Source organism: Acidovorax sp. GW821-FHT10E04, assembly GCF_059415185.1.
Genome location: NZ_JBWKMT010000001.1, coordinates 817864 through 832674, shown reverse-complemented (window position 1 = coordinate 832674; position 14811 = coordinate 817864). Strand labels below are relative to the sequence as shown.

13 protein-coding genes are annotated in these 14811 nt (G+C 70.2%); 6 read left to right on the top strand and 7 right to left on the bottom strand.

Annotated elements, in window-relative coordinates:
• Positions 1 to 71: 71 nt before the first annotated feature.
• Entirely contained in the window at positions 72 to 323 is a 252-nt protein-coding gene (locus AC07OC_RS03770) for a GlsB/YeaQ/YmgE family stress response membrane protein (RefSeq protein ID WP_218338630.1), read from the bottom strand.
• A 307-nt stretch (positions 324 to 630) separates the two neighbouring features.
• The gene (locus tag AC07OC_RS03765; RefSeq protein WP_218338629.1) at positions 631 to 3003 is read right to left on the bottom strand and encodes a penicillin acylase family protein; all 2373 of its coding nucleotides are present in this window, start codon (positions 3001 to 3003) and stop codon (positions 631 to 633) included.
• 139 nt (positions 3004 to 3142) lie between these two features.
• Here AC07OC_RS03765 and AC07OC_RS03760 point away from each other — a divergent pair, with 139 nt between their 5' ends.
• The 4 genes from AC07OC_RS03760 (at position 3143) to AC07OC_RS03745 (ending at position 6712) form a co-directional block, all read left to right on the top strand.
• The gene (locus AC07OC_RS03760) at positions 3143 to 4258 is read left to right on the top strand and encodes a helix-turn-helix domain-containing protein (RefSeq protein WP_255590797.1); all 1116 of its coding nucleotides are present in this window, start codon (positions 3143 to 3145) and stop codon (positions 4256 to 4258) included.
• Positions 4259 to 4423: 165 nt separating this feature from the next.
• Positions 4424 to 5377, top strand: coding sequence for a class I SAM-dependent methyltransferase (locus AC07OC_RS03755; RefSeq protein ID WP_218338627.1), 954 nt, complete (start codon positions 4424 to 4426; stop codon positions 5375 to 5377).
• A 185-nt stretch (positions 5378 to 5562) separates the two neighbouring features.
• Positions 5563 to 6084 carry an exosortase H gene (xrtH, locus tag AC07OC_RS03750; protein WP_218295076.1) on the top strand — a complete coding sequence of 174 codons (522 nt, stop codon included), beginning with the start codon at positions 5563 to 5565 and terminating at the stop codon, positions 6082 to 6084.
• Entirely contained in the window at positions 6074 to 6712 is a 639-nt protein-coding gene (locus AC07OC_RS03745; protein WP_218338626.1) for an exosortase H-associated membrane protein, read from the top strand. The genes xrtH and AC07OC_RS03745 overlap by 11 nt, the downstream gene beginning before the upstream one ends.
• Before the next feature lie 45 nt (positions 6713 to 6757).
• On the opposite strand, the gene AC07OC_RS03740 is transcribed toward AC07OC_RS03745, so the two are convergent.
• On the bottom strand, positions 6758 to 7156 hold the full coding sequence (locus AC07OC_RS03740; RefSeq protein WP_218338625.1) for a nuclear transport factor 2 family protein: 399 nt from the start codon (positions 7154 to 7156) through the stop codon (positions 6758 to 6760).
• Between the two features lie 300 nt (positions 7157 to 7456).
• Here AC07OC_RS03740 and AC07OC_RS03735 point away from each other — a divergent pair, with 300 nt between their 5' ends.
• A complete protein-coding gene (locus AC07OC_RS03735) occupies positions 7457 to 9265 on the top strand; it encodes a GGDEF domain-containing protein (protein ID WP_218338624.1) in 1809 nt (602 codons plus the stop codon).
• 18 nt (positions 9266 to 9283) lie between these two features.
• Here AC07OC_RS03735 and AC07OC_RS03730 read toward each other — a convergent pair whose 3' ends face one another.
• Positions 9284 to 9796, bottom strand: a complete 513-nt coding sequence (locus AC07OC_RS03730) for an EVE domain-containing protein (RefSeq protein WP_218338623.1) — start codon at positions 9794 to 9796, stop codon at positions 9284 to 9286.
• 769 nt (positions 9797 to 10565) lie between these two features.
• Between AC07OC_RS03730 and AC07OC_RS03725 the strand changes: the two genes are divergently transcribed.
• Positions 10566 to 11936, top strand: coding sequence for a hypothetical protein (locus AC07OC_RS03725; RefSeq protein WP_494600398.1), 1371 nt, complete (start codon positions 10566 to 10568; stop codon positions 11934 to 11936).
• On the opposite strand, the gene alkB is transcribed toward AC07OC_RS03725, so the two are convergent.
• The 3 genes from alkB to ada form a co-directional block, all read right to left on the bottom strand.
• Positions 11933 to 12625: a DNA oxidative demethylase AlkB gene (gene alkB, locus AC07OC_RS03720; protein ID WP_218338622.1), complete on the bottom strand. Its 693-nt coding sequence runs from the start codon at positions 12623 to 12625 to the stop codon at positions 11933 to 11935. The genes AC07OC_RS03725 and alkB overlap by 4 nt on opposite strands.
• Before the next feature lie 156 nt (positions 12626 to 12781).
• Complete coding sequence (locus AC07OC_RS03715) at positions 12782 to 13519, bottom strand: 2OG-Fe(II) oxygenase (protein ID WP_218338621.1); 738 nt, start codon at positions 13517 to 13519, stop codon at positions 12782 to 12784.
• Positions 13516 to 14643, bottom strand: coding sequence for a bifunctional DNA-binding transcriptional regulator/O6-methylguanine-DNA methyltransferase Ada (ada, locus tag AC07OC_RS03710; RefSeq protein ID WP_494600453.1), 1128 nt, complete (start codon positions 14641 to 14643; stop codon positions 13516 to 13518). The genes AC07OC_RS03715 and ada overlap by 4 nt, the downstream gene beginning before the upstream one ends.
• Between the last annotated feature and the right edge of the window lie 168 nt (positions 14644 to 14811).

Sequence of the window (14811 nt, the reverse complement as noted above, 5' to 3'; positions counted from 1 at the left end):
GCTGCTTGCGCTTTACCCATGGGCGCTGGAGGCCGATTTTCTTCAAACCGGCGGGCCAGCGGGCGCGGTGGCTAGGCCTTCTTCTTGACCAGCCCGTAGATCACCAGCAGCACGATGGCACCGGCCACCGACGCGATCCATCCGGCGGGCGCGCCGGGCGCGTACCAGCCCATGGCGCTGCCCACATAGCTTGCCGCCAGCGACCCGGCAACGCCCAGCACGGTGGTCATGATCAAGCCCAGCTTGTCGTCGCCGGGTTTCACGGCGCGCGCGATCAGCCCGACGATGAAGCCGACGATGATGGTTCCGAGGATGGACAGCATGCAATTCCTTTCAATCAAGAGTGCGCAGGCCCGGCAGTGGGCTCCGGCAATGACTGTAATGGCATTTTCGGAGCCGGCGGCTCTCGGAACCCGTTCCAGGTCTTTTCGGGGATCGCATTGGCGTGCAATCGCCCGATGACATTCCAGCCTTCGGGCAAGCGCCTTGCCGGGCGGCCTGCTGCGTTGCGGCGCTTGCCCGTAGCCGGGCTGTCGGCGGGCTCCTTGCGGGCTATCCGGGCGGCGCGCCGCGCCTGGCATCCCATTGTGGCCAGGCGCTTGCGCGACTTCTAGAAAACCTCGAACAGGCTCAGTGCCTCACCAGCCGCAGCGGCTCGCCGATGCGCGCCTTCACCACGTCCTCGCGGTGGAAGGGCAGGGTGTGCCACTGCTTGGCAGAGAACAGGCGCATCTGGTCGTTGGCGTGTGGCGATGCCGGGTTGGTGGACTGGCCGTAGGTCAGGATGGCCTGGGCCACCGGGCCTTTGGCGTCGAAGGTCACCGTCTGCACGTAGCTGGTGCCGTAGTCGATGCGCAGGCCACGCGCATTGAGCGGCGCGGGTTCCTGGCGGCCCAGGTTGTTGAGCACGCCTTCGAACTCCTCGCCGCCATGCAGCGCGATGGGCTCTTCGGTGATGTCCGGGCGCTGCACGCTGCCCAGGGTGGCGTCCAGCGCAAAGCCGCTCGCGCGGACGGTCTTCACGGCGCCGTCCAGGGCTTCCCACACCTTGGCGGCGGTGGCGGCGTCGTCCATCTTCAGGCCGGCGGGCGTGGCCACGGGTCGTGCCGGATCGAACGGCACGCGGTGCACGCCGGGGATGTTGCGCGCGGTGCGCCAGAACTCGCGGAACACATGGGCGCCGCGCGCGTCCAGGTTGTTGCGGCGGTCCCAGCCCTTCAGGGCGGCGCAGCCGCCGCGCGACTCTGCCGAGGGCGCCTTGTCGCAGGCGGCCAGCAGGTCGGGCACCACCACCTGGGCCATGAAGTTGCGGTTCTGGAACAGCTGGTCCTGGATGGCCTGCGGCGTGACCTTGCCGCGGCCGAGCATCTCGGGGATTTCCGCGAGGCCGGCGCGCGTGCGGGGCCGCGTGAGGCTGGCGTCGCCCACCATGGGCGAGATGCCGTCGAACTTCTGCCCCGGGTGGGTGTAGACAAAGCTGTCGTTGCTGTTGTGCACCCAGTCCGTGCGGAAGGCCACGGGCATGCGGCCGATGGGGATCAGGCCCGGGACGGGCGATGCGCTGTCGCGGTGCCAGTCGCAGTCGGCGCGCGATCCGTTCAGCACCACCAGGCCTGCGGCGGCCCGCAGCGCGGCGGCGGGCTGGCTGGGGGCGCAGCGCGCGAGCTGCGCGGCGTCCATGTCCGGCACCACGCTCACGTCGGCGTACATGGCCTGTCCGCTGCGGTCGGCCGCCAGGGTGTTCACCCAGGGCAGGCCCAGGTTGGCGTGCGCCTTGTGCAGGTCCTGCACCGAGCGGGCGCGCGCAAAGGCCAGGGCCGCGTCCATCATGCGGGTGTTGCCGGTGTTGGCGTCGCGCAGGGCGTAGGCGGTCCTGGCGTTCCAGGTCAGGCCGGCGCGGGGCACCACCACCAGCGGGCCCCAGCGGGTGGACCACACGGTGTGCTCGCGCGCCTGGAGCTTGCCGTCCGGGCCGGGAACCTGGGCGCTGACCTTGCGGGCCGTCATCTTCTCCGGCTTGCCGTCCACCAGGTAGGTCGTGGGGTCGCCCTCGGCCAGCGTCACTTCGTAGAACGTGAAACGCTTGCCGGTGGACACCGTGTGCGACCAGGCGACATCTTTGTTGAAGCCGATGGAGACCATGGGGTAGGTGCCGATGCCCACGCCCATCACATCCATCTGGCCGGGGATGGTGAGGTGCATTTCATAGAAGCGGTTGGGGCCGCTCCACGGAAAGTGCGGATTGCCCAGCAGCATGCCGCTGCCGTTGGCCGTCACGTCCTTGCCAAAAGCCCAGGCGTTGGAGCCCAGGGGCGAGTCGAGCAGGCCCACCTCGCGCAGCGCCTGGGCGGCGTCGGCCAGCTCCACGCCAGGGGCGGGGGCCTGCGCGGCCTTGGCGGCGGGCGGCTGGGCGCCCAGCATGCCGTCGGCCAGCGCGGCGATGCCGGCCTGCACGGCCACCACTTCGGCCATGCGGCGGTACTGCGCCAGCGTCATGGGCTGCACCCAGGGCTTGCCGCGGCAGGCATCGGGCAGCGCGGCGGCGTTGTCGGCCAGGTAGCGGTTGTAGCCCGCCACGTAGCCGCGCGCCATGGCCTGCACCTGCGGGCTCGTGGCCGCCCAGTGGCGCTCCAGCGCGGCGTCGTCCATGTGGGCGGCCATGAACAGGTCGATCTGTTCGTTGGGAATGTAGCGGCGCCCCAGCAGGCCGATGGCCTGGCCGCCGAAGGTGCTGCTGCGCTGGCCGCGCGCGGTCACCAGCTGGTCGACCGTCATGCAGACGTTGTCCTGCGCATAGGCATAGGCCACGCCGTAGGCCAGCGATTCGGGGTCCTGCGCGGTGATGTGCGGAATGCCGTAGGTGGTGCGCTCGATGGTCACGCCGCGGTCGCTGCCCGCCGCGCCGGGCTGGATGGCGCAACCCGCCAGAAAAAGGGCGGCGCAGGCAGCGGCGAGGGTGGTCAATGCCGTCGTCTGGCCGGCGGTGGCTGGGGTCTGTCGCATGGGTTCAGGTCTCCTGGGTGTTGGACCCGCGGGCGGTTCGCATCGCCGGCGGGGTGCTGTGGTCGCGCAGCCATGCTACTGCCCGGTAACACCTCAACGGGGTGGTGGTCTGGCCACGAATGGTGGCAATATCGCCACCATGTCCACCCGCACCACCGTCCTTTCGTCCTGCGTGAATGTGGGCATCCTCTGGGGGCGCGACAGCATTGCCAGCACGGCCACCGCGGTGGTGGACGCCCTGCGTGCCATGAACATGCTGGCCGCCATGCGGCCCGGTGGCGCGCAGCCCGCGCTGCGCTGGTTCTGGCTGCCGATGCCGCATGAGGGCGATGCCACCCCGCCCCCCGTGCCAGCAGGGGGCGATGGCTGGCAAGGCCCTCTGCACGTGGTCGTCATCCCCGGCTGGCTGGTGCCCACGGGGCCCCAGTTGCGCGAGGTCAGCAGCCGCTACAGCCAGCACTTCGGCGCCATGCTGCACAGCCACCTGCGCGGGGGCGGCAGGGCCCTGGCGCTGTTCAACGGCTCCAGCCTGCTGGCCCACTGCGGGTTGCTGGCGGGGCGCAAGGCGGCGCTGCCGTGGGTGTTCGCGCCGTCCATCGTGCTGCAGTCCAGCGAGAGCGGGCCGGCTGCCGCCGATGGGGCGCCTCCTGCCGACGTGGTGTGGCAGCGGGAGCAGGCCTGGCAACGCGATGGCGCCCTGTGGACCACGGCATCCCTGCAGGACACCCTCCCAGCCGTGCTGGACCTGCTCGGCCACACGCCCGCCGCCGAACTGGCGCAGGCGGCAATGCACGCGCTGCTGTTCGACCGGGAGCGGCAGCTGACGGCCACCGCCGCCATGGAAACCCCCACCGGCCATCCGCTGGCCGCGGGCGCCCTGGAGCTGGCGCGGCGCTGGCTGCAGGCCCACCGCAACGAACCCTACAGCCTGCAGGCCACGGCCCGCGCCGCTGCCACCAGTCCGCGCACCTTGCTGCGCTGGTTTGCCCAGGTGCATGGCGAAAGCCCCCAGGACTACCTGCACCGCCTGCGCATCGCCCAGGCGCAGGCGTTGCTGCAGACCACCTACCTGACCGTGGAAGATGTGGCGCAGCAATGCGGCTACAGCGACACGGGCAGCTTTCGCAAGGTGTTCGCCCGCGTGTGCGGGGTGACGCCAGGGGCCTACCGCCAGCGCTTCAAGCTGCGCACTTCGCGCAAGCAGTGGCTGGCGCGGCAGGCCCCGCCCGGGGCCGACAGCGCAGGAGAAGCCTGACAGGCCGGCACGGCGGGTGCACAAGCCACCCGGCCGCAGCCCGCCCGCGCCGGGCCACAGGCGATAATCCATGGTTGCTATTGAAATAATAGCTGTGCGGCATGAGTGCACCAGCGCATGCGGCCGCTTTCTCCTGATTTCCGTTCATTGAAGCCTTTTTTCTCCATGCAAGCCCTGCTCGACGCCATCGCCGCGATGCCCCTGCCCACCGATGCCCAGCGCATCTTCCACGGCCGGGGCGGGCTGCACCCGGGCTGCGAGCAATGGGTGCTCGATGTGTACCCGCCCGTTTTTGTACTCACCAGCTTTGCCCCGGCCACCGAGGAAGCGCTCGACGCCATTGGCGCCGCGCTGCAGGCGCGGTGGTCGCTGATCGCGCCGGATGGCCAGCCGCTGAACTGGGTGTTCCAGCACCGGGGCGAGGCGCTGCGCGCCGAGGGCCGCAGCGATACCCGCCTCATGGCGGGCGCCGTGCCCGACCCGCATGCGGTCACCGAGGCCGGCGCACGTTTTCGCGTGCACGTGCTGCGCGGGCAGAACCACGGCCTGTTCCTGGACATGGCCGGCGGCCGCCGCTGGGTGCGCGACTTTGCCGCCGCGCGCGGCGCGGACCGCTACGGCCTGAAGGTGCTCAACCTCTTTGCCTACACCTGTGCGTTCTCGGTCGTGGCGCTGCAGGCGGGCGCGCGGCAGGTGGTCAACGTGGACATGAGCCATGGCGCCATCGCCGTGGGCCAGCAGAACCACCAGCTCAACGGCATCGCCACGGGCGCGAGTTTTCTGGCGCACGACATCTTCAGCAGCTGGGGCAAGATCACCCGCAGCGGGCCGTATGGCCTGGTCATCGTGGACCCGCCGAGCTACCAGAAGGGCAGCTTCGTGGCCACGAAGGACTATGCCCGCCTCATGCGCCGCCTGCCGGACCTGCTGGCGCCCGGCGGACACGCGCTGCTGTGCCTGAACGCGCCGGAGCTGGGCGAGGGATTCCTGCGGGAGCAGATGCAGGCGCTGGCGCCCGGGCTGTCGTTCGTGGAGAGGGTGGACAACCCGGCGGCATTTGCGGACGTGGACCCGGAACGCGCCCTCAAGGTGCTGGTGTACGCGGCGCCGGACCTTTAAGCGCCGTCTCCGGGACATGCGCCGGGGACCAACGCCATGCCCATGCCATTCGGGCTTTGTGGATTTGGGATGGCTTCTGATATTCTTTGCGGCGCCCGAGTGAACGGGCCCGCATTGTCATGGCCTCGCCGCCTGCCGCAATCCTGGCGCGCTGGTGCGCCTCACCAGGTTCTTCTCATCGACGTATGGTCCGATTCTTTCTCATTTTCATCGTGGTGCTGGCGGTTCTCTTTCGCATCGACATGCTCGACGAGGTGCAACGGGTCGCCATCGAGCCCTGGACCAGCCTGCTAGCCACCGCCAGCGCGGCGCTCATGACCCCGCTCGATGCCGACGTGGCGCACCACGGCCGCATCCTCATGAGCAAGGCCACGGGCTTCGCGGTGTCCATCGAGGCGGGCTGCAACGGGGTGGAGGCAGCGATCATCCTCATCGCCGGCATGATCGCGTTTCCTTCGAGCTGGAAGCACAAGCTCGCCGGCATCGCCATCGGCATCGCGGCGGTGCAGGCCGTCAACCTGCTGCGCATCATCAGCCTGTACTACCTGGGCAAGTGGAACATGACCGTGTTCGAGTTTGCCCACCTGTACCTCTGGCAGGCGCTCATCATGCTGGATGTGCTGGTGGTCTGGATGCTCTGGATCCGCTGGATCGCCCGGCAACAACCTCCCTCACCCCCTCAACCCCCCCTCGCCAATGCAGCTTAGTTCGGTCGGACGTTTCCTGCTGGTCGCCATTGGCAGCCTGCTGTGCCTGATGCCGTTGTGGTACTACCTGTCGCCGCAACTCTCCAAGCCCGTGTTCTTCATGGCGGGCGAGGCGTCTTCCGCCGTGTTCCACTGGGCGCTGAGCTACACCCAGAAGGAGACCACCGGGGTGCTGAACACCACGCTCAAGGTGGTCTCGGTGCAAAACGGCCAGTTCCGCTCGGGCAAGCTCGCCCCCGTGGTGGACTACCGCCTGCTGGGCTACGGCATCGTGATCCTGTGGGCATTGCTGCTTGCCTCGTTTCCTCGCGGCTGGGTGCGAAAGCTGCTCATCGGCTCGGTGGCCATGCTGCCGATCCAGGCGGTCAACGTCGCGCTGCAGTGGTGCAACGACGCCTTCAACCGCGCTGGGCGCGAGGTGTTCGTGCAGACGGGGCTGCCCGGGTGGGTGGCCGACGTGGTGGCGTTCCTCTACCACTTCAACCTGTTCATCTTCACCGCGCTGGCCCCGGTGATGCTGTGGCTGCTGCTGGACCGGGAGTTCCTGGCCAAGCTGCATGCCCAGGCACGGGCGGCGGCCGCTGTCCAGCAGCCGCCGCAACCCCAGCAACCCCAGCAACCTGAGTAGGCCGCACGGCCGTGGCCGGTTGCGCGGTGGGCCCGGGCGGGGAGGTCAGTGCTGCGGGCGGGCGTCCACGGGTGTTTCCGTGTGCATCACGCAGCGCCACTCGCCGTCCTTGCGCATCCAGACGGACGAATCCGTCATTTCCTGATTGATTTCTTCCGACTTTCCACGGGGCGTGAGGGCCTGCCGCGCGTGGTAGGTCAGGACGGCCGTGTTGTCGTCGGGGAACAGCACGTTCATGTTGCTCAGCTCGAAGGACTTGATCACCATCGGGCCCTGTTCCGCCATCCGCCGGTAGGTTGCGTGGTCAAACTGCATGGCGCCGTGGCTGCTGACCATCAGTGCCGGTTCATCGAGCATGGCGAGGGCGGTGTCCGTGTCCTCGTCGACCATCGATTGCCAGAATTTCCTTTCCAGCTGCATGAGCTCATTGCTTGCCGTGCGCATGTCGTGCTCCTAGGTGGTGGTGAAAGGGACCACACTGCGCGCCGGCCGGCCCGCCGGATGTCGGACGGGAAAGCAGGCGCCCGTCAGCACGTTCCTACCGGCGCCCGGCATGCCGTGGGGCGGGGCCCTGCGGGTATCACCCCCCTGGGCCTCTGGTTGCAGGTGGTAACCTAGTCTGGCAGCCGGGCGGCATGCCGCTGCGCGCAATGGGTGCAATTTCGGGGCTCCAGGAGGTTCAAGCTGTTCTTTCCACTGTTTTCCACAGAGAAAAAAGAAGAAGGAGAGGGCGCGGCGGGCGCCATGGACGCGGCGGACACCGCGCAGGACGCCAGCCCCGCGGTGTCGCCGGAGCGCAGCTTCAACACGAGGCTGTCGATCCATGTCGCGATCGCGATCCTCGCCACGGCGCTGCTCGCGCTGACGATCGTGGTGCCGACGTTCCACGAATTCGAGATGGCGCGGCAGGGGCTGCACGACATCCAGCATTTCCGGCGCGTTCTCGATATCGCCACCCTGGTCGCGGCGGAGCGGGGGCCCGCGAATGTCGTGATGTCCGAAGCGCCCGCGCCCGACAGCGCGGGAACCCGGCGCCTGGCACAGTTGCGGTCCCGGGTGGACGCCGCGCTGGCGGCGCTGGCGCAGCCGCAGCCGCCGCGCTGGGGCCTGCACCACCACCCCGTGCCGCCGGAGTTGCTGGAGGGTGTCACGCAGCAGCTGGCCCGGGCGCGGCGCCAGGTCGACGAGGCGGCGGCGGTGCCCCTGGCCTCGCTGCGTCCGGACGAGCTGGATGCGGCCATCCAGGGCATGTTCGAGGCGTCCGACAAAGTCCAGGCGATCATCGCTTGGCAGGCCAACGAGATCCTGCACCACGACGCGAGCCTGGCCTCTCCCGTCCTGATCGGCCAGATGCTCAACGACTTCCGGGACTATGGGGGACGGGCCGCCTCGCAGATCATGGCGCCCATCGCCCTGAGGCAGCGCCTGCCGCTCAAGAACATCATCGAGAGCCGGCAAACGCAGGGGCGGCTGAGGGCGCTGTGGCAGGTGATCGGCGCCCACGGGGGGCTGCATGACAATGAAACGCTGGCAAGAACCCGCGAAGAGATCGAACGCGGCTACTTCGGCGATGGTTTTGCGCTGATCGACCGGCTGATCGCCGAAGGACGCCCGGGCGCCCGCTACACGATGTCGGCGACCGAGTTCACCGAGCGCTACGTGCCGACCATGCGGCCGATTGAAACCTACCGCAGCGTTTTCCTGGACGCGGCGGTCAAGCGGTCCGAGCACAACAGGGATGCGGCGCTGGCCACCCTGGCGGCGGTGGCGGTCGTGACGGGCGCCATCTTCGCGATCCTGGTGTGGCTGATTCTTTCGGTGCGGGCCCGCGTCTTCCGCCCGCTGCTCCATGCCCACGCGGCGGTCCTGCGGCTGGCCGAAGACCGGCCCGCCGTGCCCTACGGGCACCCCACGGCCGCGGGCGAGGTCACCGGCCTCTTTCGCGCCATCGAGGTGCTCCAGGGCAAGCTCAGGGAGCGGGCGTCCATGGCCAACGAGCTCAAGAGCCTGGCGGAGACGGACGGCCTGACCTCGCTGCTCAACCGCCGGGCGCTCGACGGGCACGCGCAGGCCCCGCGGGCCGGAAGGGGCGCGGGGGGCCCGATGTGCCTCATCCTCCTGGACATCGACCACTTCAAGGCCGTCAACGACACCCACGGCCATCCCACCGGCGACCGCGTGCTCATCCAGGTCGCCAGGCTGCTGCGCACGGTTCTGCGCTCCAACGACATCGTGGCCCGTTTTGGCGGGGAGGAGTTCGCGGTGCTGGTTGCGGGGGACGACATGGCCGGGACCCTCGTGATCGCCGAGAAGCTGCGCCAGGCGCTCGAGCGGGAAACCTTCACCTCGGCGGAGGACACCGCGCTGCGCGTCACGGCCAGCTTTGGCGTGGCGTGCGGCTACCGGGGCGAGGCCGGATGGCCGCAGCTGGTGGAACGGGCGGATGCCGCGCTGTACCGCGCGAAGGCGGACGGCCGCAACTGCGTGCGCTCGGCGCCCATGGCGCCGGTGCCGCAAGACGGGCCGGTACCCGTGCCACTCCCGCCAGGGTAGCCCCGGGGCCGTTTCCCGCTACCCCTGGCGGGCCGCCGCGCGCGGCTCCAGCATCTCCAGGATCAGGCTCCACTCGGCAGGCTCCACCGGCGTGATCGACAGGCGGTTGCCCCGCTGCAGCACCCGCATCTCCCCCAGTTCGGGGCGCGCCCGCAGCTGCGCCAGGTTGACGAGCCGTGTCTTGCGCACCGCCTGCACGTCCAGCAGCAGCCAGCGCGGCTTGTCCGGCGGGGATTTGGGGTCGTGGTAGGGCGATTGCGGATCGAACTGGGTGGGGTCGGGCCGCACGGAAGACGCCACGCGGGCAATGCCCGCGATGCCCGGTTCCGGGCAGCTGGAGTGGTAGAACAGCACGCCATCGCCGATGTGCATCTCGTCGCGCATGAAATTGCGCGCCTGGTAGTTGCGCACCCCGGTCCAGGGCACGGTGGCGTCCGGGGCAGCCAGGGCGTCGTCGATGGAGCACTCGTCCGGCTCGGACTTCATGAGCCAGTAGCGGGGCGCGCGGTGGGATGCGGTGGGCGTGGTCATGGCGCCATTCTGGCAAAGGCCGATTCGCCCTGGTGCCCCGATGGGCTGCCGGGGCAGGGGTGCTTTTGCTATCGAATATGTAGCTATCGGCGCATATCCATGAAGCGCCAGGGCCCTGAAAGATTCAAAAAACGACAACCACCCCACATGCATTGCGCGTGCGCGCGGCGGGTCGCAGAATCAGGCCTGCCCCCGTCCGGGCGCCGCGCGGCCCCCGTCCAGGCCGTGCCAGCGCACGGGAGGCGCAAATTTTTCCAGCACACAAGAACACAGGGAGGAGGACGTGACGCCGTGGCCGGCCGCGCCTTGCCCGCCACGCTGCCGGTGGCGGGCAGGGCCCCGGCCGCCATGCGCCACGTCATCAGCACACCGATGGCCACCAGCAACACCCGGAGAAAGAAGCACCGCGAGGCCCAGGCGCGCAAGGGCGGGGGCAAGTCCGGCACCTGGGCGATGGCGCTGTTCGCGCTGCCCTTTGCCGCCGTGGGCGTGGGCATGCTGCTTTTCGGCGTGTTGCCCACGCTGTACGACTGGGGTCGCATGCAGGGCTGGCAGCCGGTGTCGGCCACGCTGGTGTCGGCGCGTCTGGAGACCTCGCGTGGCAGCAAGTCCACCACCTACAGCGTGTCGGCCAGCTACCGCTACCAGGTGGGGGGCCGGGACTATCAAGGCCAGCGCGTGGCGATTGGGTCCGGCGCGGACAACATCGGCGACTTCCAGGAGCAGCTGGGGGAACGCCTGGAGGCTGCCCAGCGCGAGGGCCAGCCGGGTGAACCCGTCGAACCCCCACGAGGCCGTGCTGGACCGCAGCCTGCGCCCGGGCATGCAGCTGTTCAAGATGCTGTTCGTGGTGCTGTTCGGCGGCGTGGGCCTGGGCATGCTCCATGGCGCATGGCGCGACCCCCGCGCCGGGCGCGGCACGCAGGCGCTGGAGGCATCGGCCCAGCCCTGGATGGGGCGGCCGGCCTGGGCGGGCAACAGCATCCGGTCGAACAAGCGCTATGAGGTGTGGGTCGCATGGACATTTGCCCTGGTCTGCAATGCGATCGCATGGCCGTCCGCGATCGCCCACCGGGACGAGGCGCTGGACGGCCCCCAGTACCTGCTGGTGGCCGTGTTCGGGGCCCTGCTGCTGGCTGCTGTCGCGACGCTGGTGTGGGCCGTGCGGGCCACGCTGGATGCCTGGCGCTTTGGCGATGTACGGCTGGTGCTGGACCCGTTTCCAGGCGCCATCGGCGGCGATTTTGGCGCCACGCTCGCGCTGCCCGTGGCGCACCGGCCCGGGCAGCAGCACTTCGCGGTCACGCTCAGCTGCGTGCGGCACTACCGCAGCCGCACTGGCGGCAAGAGCGAGTCGCGCGAAACCACGGTATGGCAGAGCCAGGGCGTGGCCCAGGTCGAGCCCCGGGGCGATGGCATCCAGCTGGGTTTGCGCCTGCGGGTGCCGGCGGGCCTGCCCGCCACGGAGCCGGTGGACAGCGAACACCACGCATGGCGGCTGCAGGTGGAATCGGCCGATCCCGGGCTCAGGTTCCTGCGTGTGTTCGACGTGCCGGTGTACGCCACCGGCGCGGCTTCCCACGGGGCGCGCGCGGACGCGGCGCAGCATCCGCAGCTGCGGGAAATGCGCCACGCCGAGGTGGCCGCGGTGAGCGAGCTGGAGCGCATTCCCGGTGGGGTGCGGCTGTACCTGCCGTATGGGCGCGCCTGGAAGCAGACCATCGTCTGGATGCTCGCCGGGGCGGTGTTCGTGGGCATTGCCGCGCTGGCGGGCGGCCAGGATGTGCCGGTGCTCTTCCTCATCGCCTTCGGCGGCCTGGGCGGGGCGGCGGTGGTGGGCGGCTTCTACGCGGTGGCCAACAGCCTCAGCGTGGAGCTGGACGGCCGGGGCATCCGCACCGAGCGGCGGCTCCTGGGGCTCATGCTGGTCCACCACCAGGCGCCCGCCACGGACATCGCCCGGCTGCGGGTGGCCGAAAGCTATTCCACCCAGACGGGGGCGCGGCAGGAGACCTTCTACCGCATCGAGGTGGAGCTGCGCAACGGCAAGCGGCTCACCGTGGCCGACAGCCTGCGCGGGCGCGCGGCGGCCGACCACCTGCTGGCCTCCATCGCGTCGCAGACGGGGTATCCGCGCTAGGCAGCGCCGCCTGCTGAAGAGACCGGCCCAGGTTCCTGGCGCGCCCGGCGAAAGGTGAGGTTGATGCGCTGCGCGCCCGTCAGCGCATGCGCGGCCTCGGCCAGCGGCAGCACGCCATGGAACCGCAGGCGCGCCGGGCCGCCCCACACGACCGCGTCGCCATGCAGCAGCCCCACGCGGCGGGCCTTGTCCGTGCGCTGCGCGCCACCCCACAGGAAGACCGCCGGGATGCCCAGGCTGACGGACACGATGGGGTGGTCGTAGTTGCCCTCGTCGCGGTCCTGGTGGAGCGACAGCCGCGTGCCCGGGCTGTAGCGGTTGATGAGGCAGGCGTCGGGCGCGAAGCCGGGGTAGCCCGCCGCCCCTGCGGCCTCGCGGGCCAGCGCATGGAAAACCTCCGGCATGGGCGGCCACCGTTCGCCCGTCAGCGGGTCCGTGGGGCCGTAGCGGTAGCCGCTGCGGTCGCTGATCCACCCCAGCGGCCCGCAGTTCGTCATGGCCACCGACATGCGCTTGCCGCCGGGCGTGACCAGGTGCCTGAACGGTGCGCGGGCCGCCACCGCCTCGACGGCCTGCAGCAGCTGCGCCGCCTGCGCCAGGGCAAAGCCGCGCAGCACCACGGCGCCTGGCTCCAGCCATTCGGGCGCCTGGGGCGTGGCGGGCAGTTCATCAAAAAGACCGAGGTTCATGGATTCATGGTTCTAGCGTGATGGCCCGGGCCGGTGCAACGGGCGCGATCCGGGCGAGCGCGCCCGTGGAACTGGCTCCGCCAGGCCACCGGGCGCGGCCCTCCCGCGCCGCGAGAGAGGGGTGAAGGCCCCGAAGGCGCCTCGGCGGGAGCATCGCTATGCAGCATCGTGAAAGATGATGCCCGCCGTGTGCCGCTGCCCCGAGCGCACGCGGCTCACGCCGTGGCGCATGTGGACGCGGTAGACGCCGCGCGTGCCCTGCACGGGGCGGTGGTGCACGGCGAAGGCCACGGCATCGCCCTGGCACAGGGGGACGACCTCGGCGCGCGACTGCATGCGCGGGCGCTGCTCGGTCAGCACGAACTCGCCACCGGTGAAGTCGCGGCCGGGCTCCGACAGCAGGATGGCCACCTGCAGCGGGAACACGTGCTCGCCGTACAGGTCCTGGTGCAGGCAGTTGTAGTCGCCGCTCGCGTACTGCAGCAGCAGTGGCGTGGGGCGCAACTGGCCCGCCGCGTGGCAGCGCGCGATGAAGTCGGCATGGCGCGGCGGGTAGCGCGCATCGATGCCCATGGCGGCGTTCCAGTGGTTGGCGATGGGGCATAGATGGGGGTACAGCGCATCGCGCAGCCCGGCCACCACGTCCGGCAGCGGGTAGCTGAAGTACTGGTACTCGCCCAGGCCAAAACCATGGCGCTGCATCACCACGCGGCTGCGGAACAGGGGCGGGCCGGCGTGGCGGTACAGCCCCGCGAGCGCTGTGCATTCGTGCTCGCCCAGCAGCCGAGGCAGTACCGCATGCCCCTGCGTGTGCAGGTCGTCGGTGGCCTGGGCCCAGTCGAGGGCCGCCACGCGGGCAGGCCAGGGGTGCGTGTCCTGGGGCAGGGCACTCATGCGGCCTTCTCCCGCGTGTGTGCTGGTTCAGCGGCGCCGGCTTCGCGGTCCAGCAGCGCCCGCTTGCGCTCCACGCCCCAGCGGTAGCCCGAGAGCGCGCCGTCGCTGCGCACCACCCGGTGGCACGGTATGGCCACCGCCAGCGTGTTGGCGCCACAGGCCTGCGCCACGGCGCGGGTGGCGGTGGGCGCGCCGATGCGCCGGGCGATGTCGGCATAGCTGGCGGTCTGCCCCGGGGGAATGGCACGCAGCGCCTGCCACACGCGCTGCTGGAAGGCCGTGCCCCGCACGTCCAGCGGCAAGTCCAGGCCCAGGCCGGGCGCTTCGACAAAGGCCACGACCTGGGCCACGAGCGATTCGAATTGCGCATCGCCGCCCACCAGCTGGGCCTGGGCAAAACGGTCCTGCAGGTCGTGCACCAGGGCTTCGGGGTCGTCGCCCAGCAGGATGGCGCACAGGCCCTGGCCGCTGTGCGCCACCAGGATCGCGCCCAGCGAGCACTGCCCCACCGCAAAGCGGATGCGCTGCGCCGCGCCGCCCGCGCGGTAGCGCGTGGGGGTCATGCCCAGCACCTGGGCGGATTTCTCATAGAACCGGCTGCTCGACTGGTAACCCGCGCCGTAGATGGCGTCTGTCACGGAGGCCGTGGGTTGTTGTTCGAGGGCACTGCGCACACGCTGCTCCCGCCGGGCGGCGGCGTAGGCCTTGGGCGTGAGGCCGGTGGCCTGCTTGAAGACGCGGTGCAGGTGCGAACTGCTCAGCCCCACGCGGGCCGCCAGCGCATCGAGCGTGGTGGCTTCTTCGGCTTCGATGATGCGGCAGGCCTGCGTGACCAGCTCAGCATGGTGTGCCAGCGCCGAGGGCTGCCGGGGCTTGCAGCGCTGGCAGGGGCGAAATCCGGCTGCTTCAGCCTCGTCGCAGCTGGCATGGAACCGCACGTTCTCGGGCCGGGGCGTGCGCGCCGCGCAACTGGGGCGGCAGTACACGCTCGTGGTCTGCACCGAGTACCAGAAGCTGCCATCCGCCGCCGCGCTGCGCGCCACCACCGCCGCCCAGCGCGGGTCGGCCTGGGTGGCGGCAGCGGCCTGTGCGGCCTTGGCGGAGGGTGTTGCGCGGTGGGGCATGGTGGCAACGCGGGTGGAATGCAGGGGCGGGGCTTTCGCGTGGAGGTGGGCGGAGTTCGGATTCATGGCGGATGGCTCACAAGGTGGGTTGCGATGCCATGCACTCTAGGGACGGGGTGGGCGGGGCGCACTCCGTTGCTTGCTTTTGAATTCTGCACTTTTCGGGGC

Excerpts from the sequence above, each read along its gene's own strand:
- AC07OC_RS03770 (WP_218338630.1), bottom strand. The coding sequence starts at position 323 with ATGCTGTCCATCCTCGGAACCATCATCGTCGGCTTCATCGTCGGGCTG.
- AC07OC_RS03765 (WP_218338629.1), bottom strand. The coding sequence starts at position 3,003 with ATGCGACAGACCCCAGCCACCGCCGGCCAGACGACGGCATTGACCACC.
- AC07OC_RS03760 (WP_255590797.1), top strand. The coding sequence starts at position 3,143 with ATGTCCACCCGCACCACCGTCCTTTCGTCCTGCGTGAATGTGGGCATC.
- AC07OC_RS03755 (WP_218338627.1), top strand. The coding sequence starts at position 4,424 with ATGCAAGCCCTGCTCGACGCCATCGCCGCGATGCCCCTGCCCACCGAT.
- xrtH (WP_218295076.1), top strand. The coding sequence starts at position 5,563 with ATGGTCCGATTCTTTCTCATTTTCATCGTGGTGCTGGCGGTTCTCTTT.
- AC07OC_RS03745 (WP_218338626.1), top strand. The coding sequence starts at position 6,074 with ATGCAGCTTAGTTCGGTCGGACGTTTCCTGCTGGTCGCCATTGGCAGC.
- AC07OC_RS03740 (WP_218338625.1), bottom strand. The coding sequence starts at position 7,156 with ATGCGCACGGCAAGCAATGAGCTCATGCAGCTGGAAAGGAAATTCTGG.
- AC07OC_RS03735 (WP_218338624.1), top strand. The coding sequence starts at position 7,457 with ATGGACGCGGCGGACACCGCGCAGGACGCCAGCCCCGCGGTGTCGCCG.
- AC07OC_RS03730 (WP_218338623.1), bottom strand. The coding sequence starts at position 9,796 with ATGACCACGCCCACCGCATCCCACCGCGCGCCCCGCTACTGGCTCATG.
- alkB (WP_218338622.1), bottom strand. The coding sequence starts at position 12,625 with ATGAACCTCGGTCTTTTTGATGAACTGCCCGCCACGCCCCAGGCGCCC.
- AC07OC_RS03715 (WP_218338621.1), bottom strand. The coding sequence starts at position 13,519 with ATGAGTGCCCTGCCCCAGGACACGCACCCCTGGCCTGCCCGCGTGGCG.
- ada (WP_494600453.1), bottom strand. The coding sequence starts at position 14,643 with ATGCCCCACCGCGCAACACCCTCCGCCAAGGCCGCACAGGCCGCTGCC.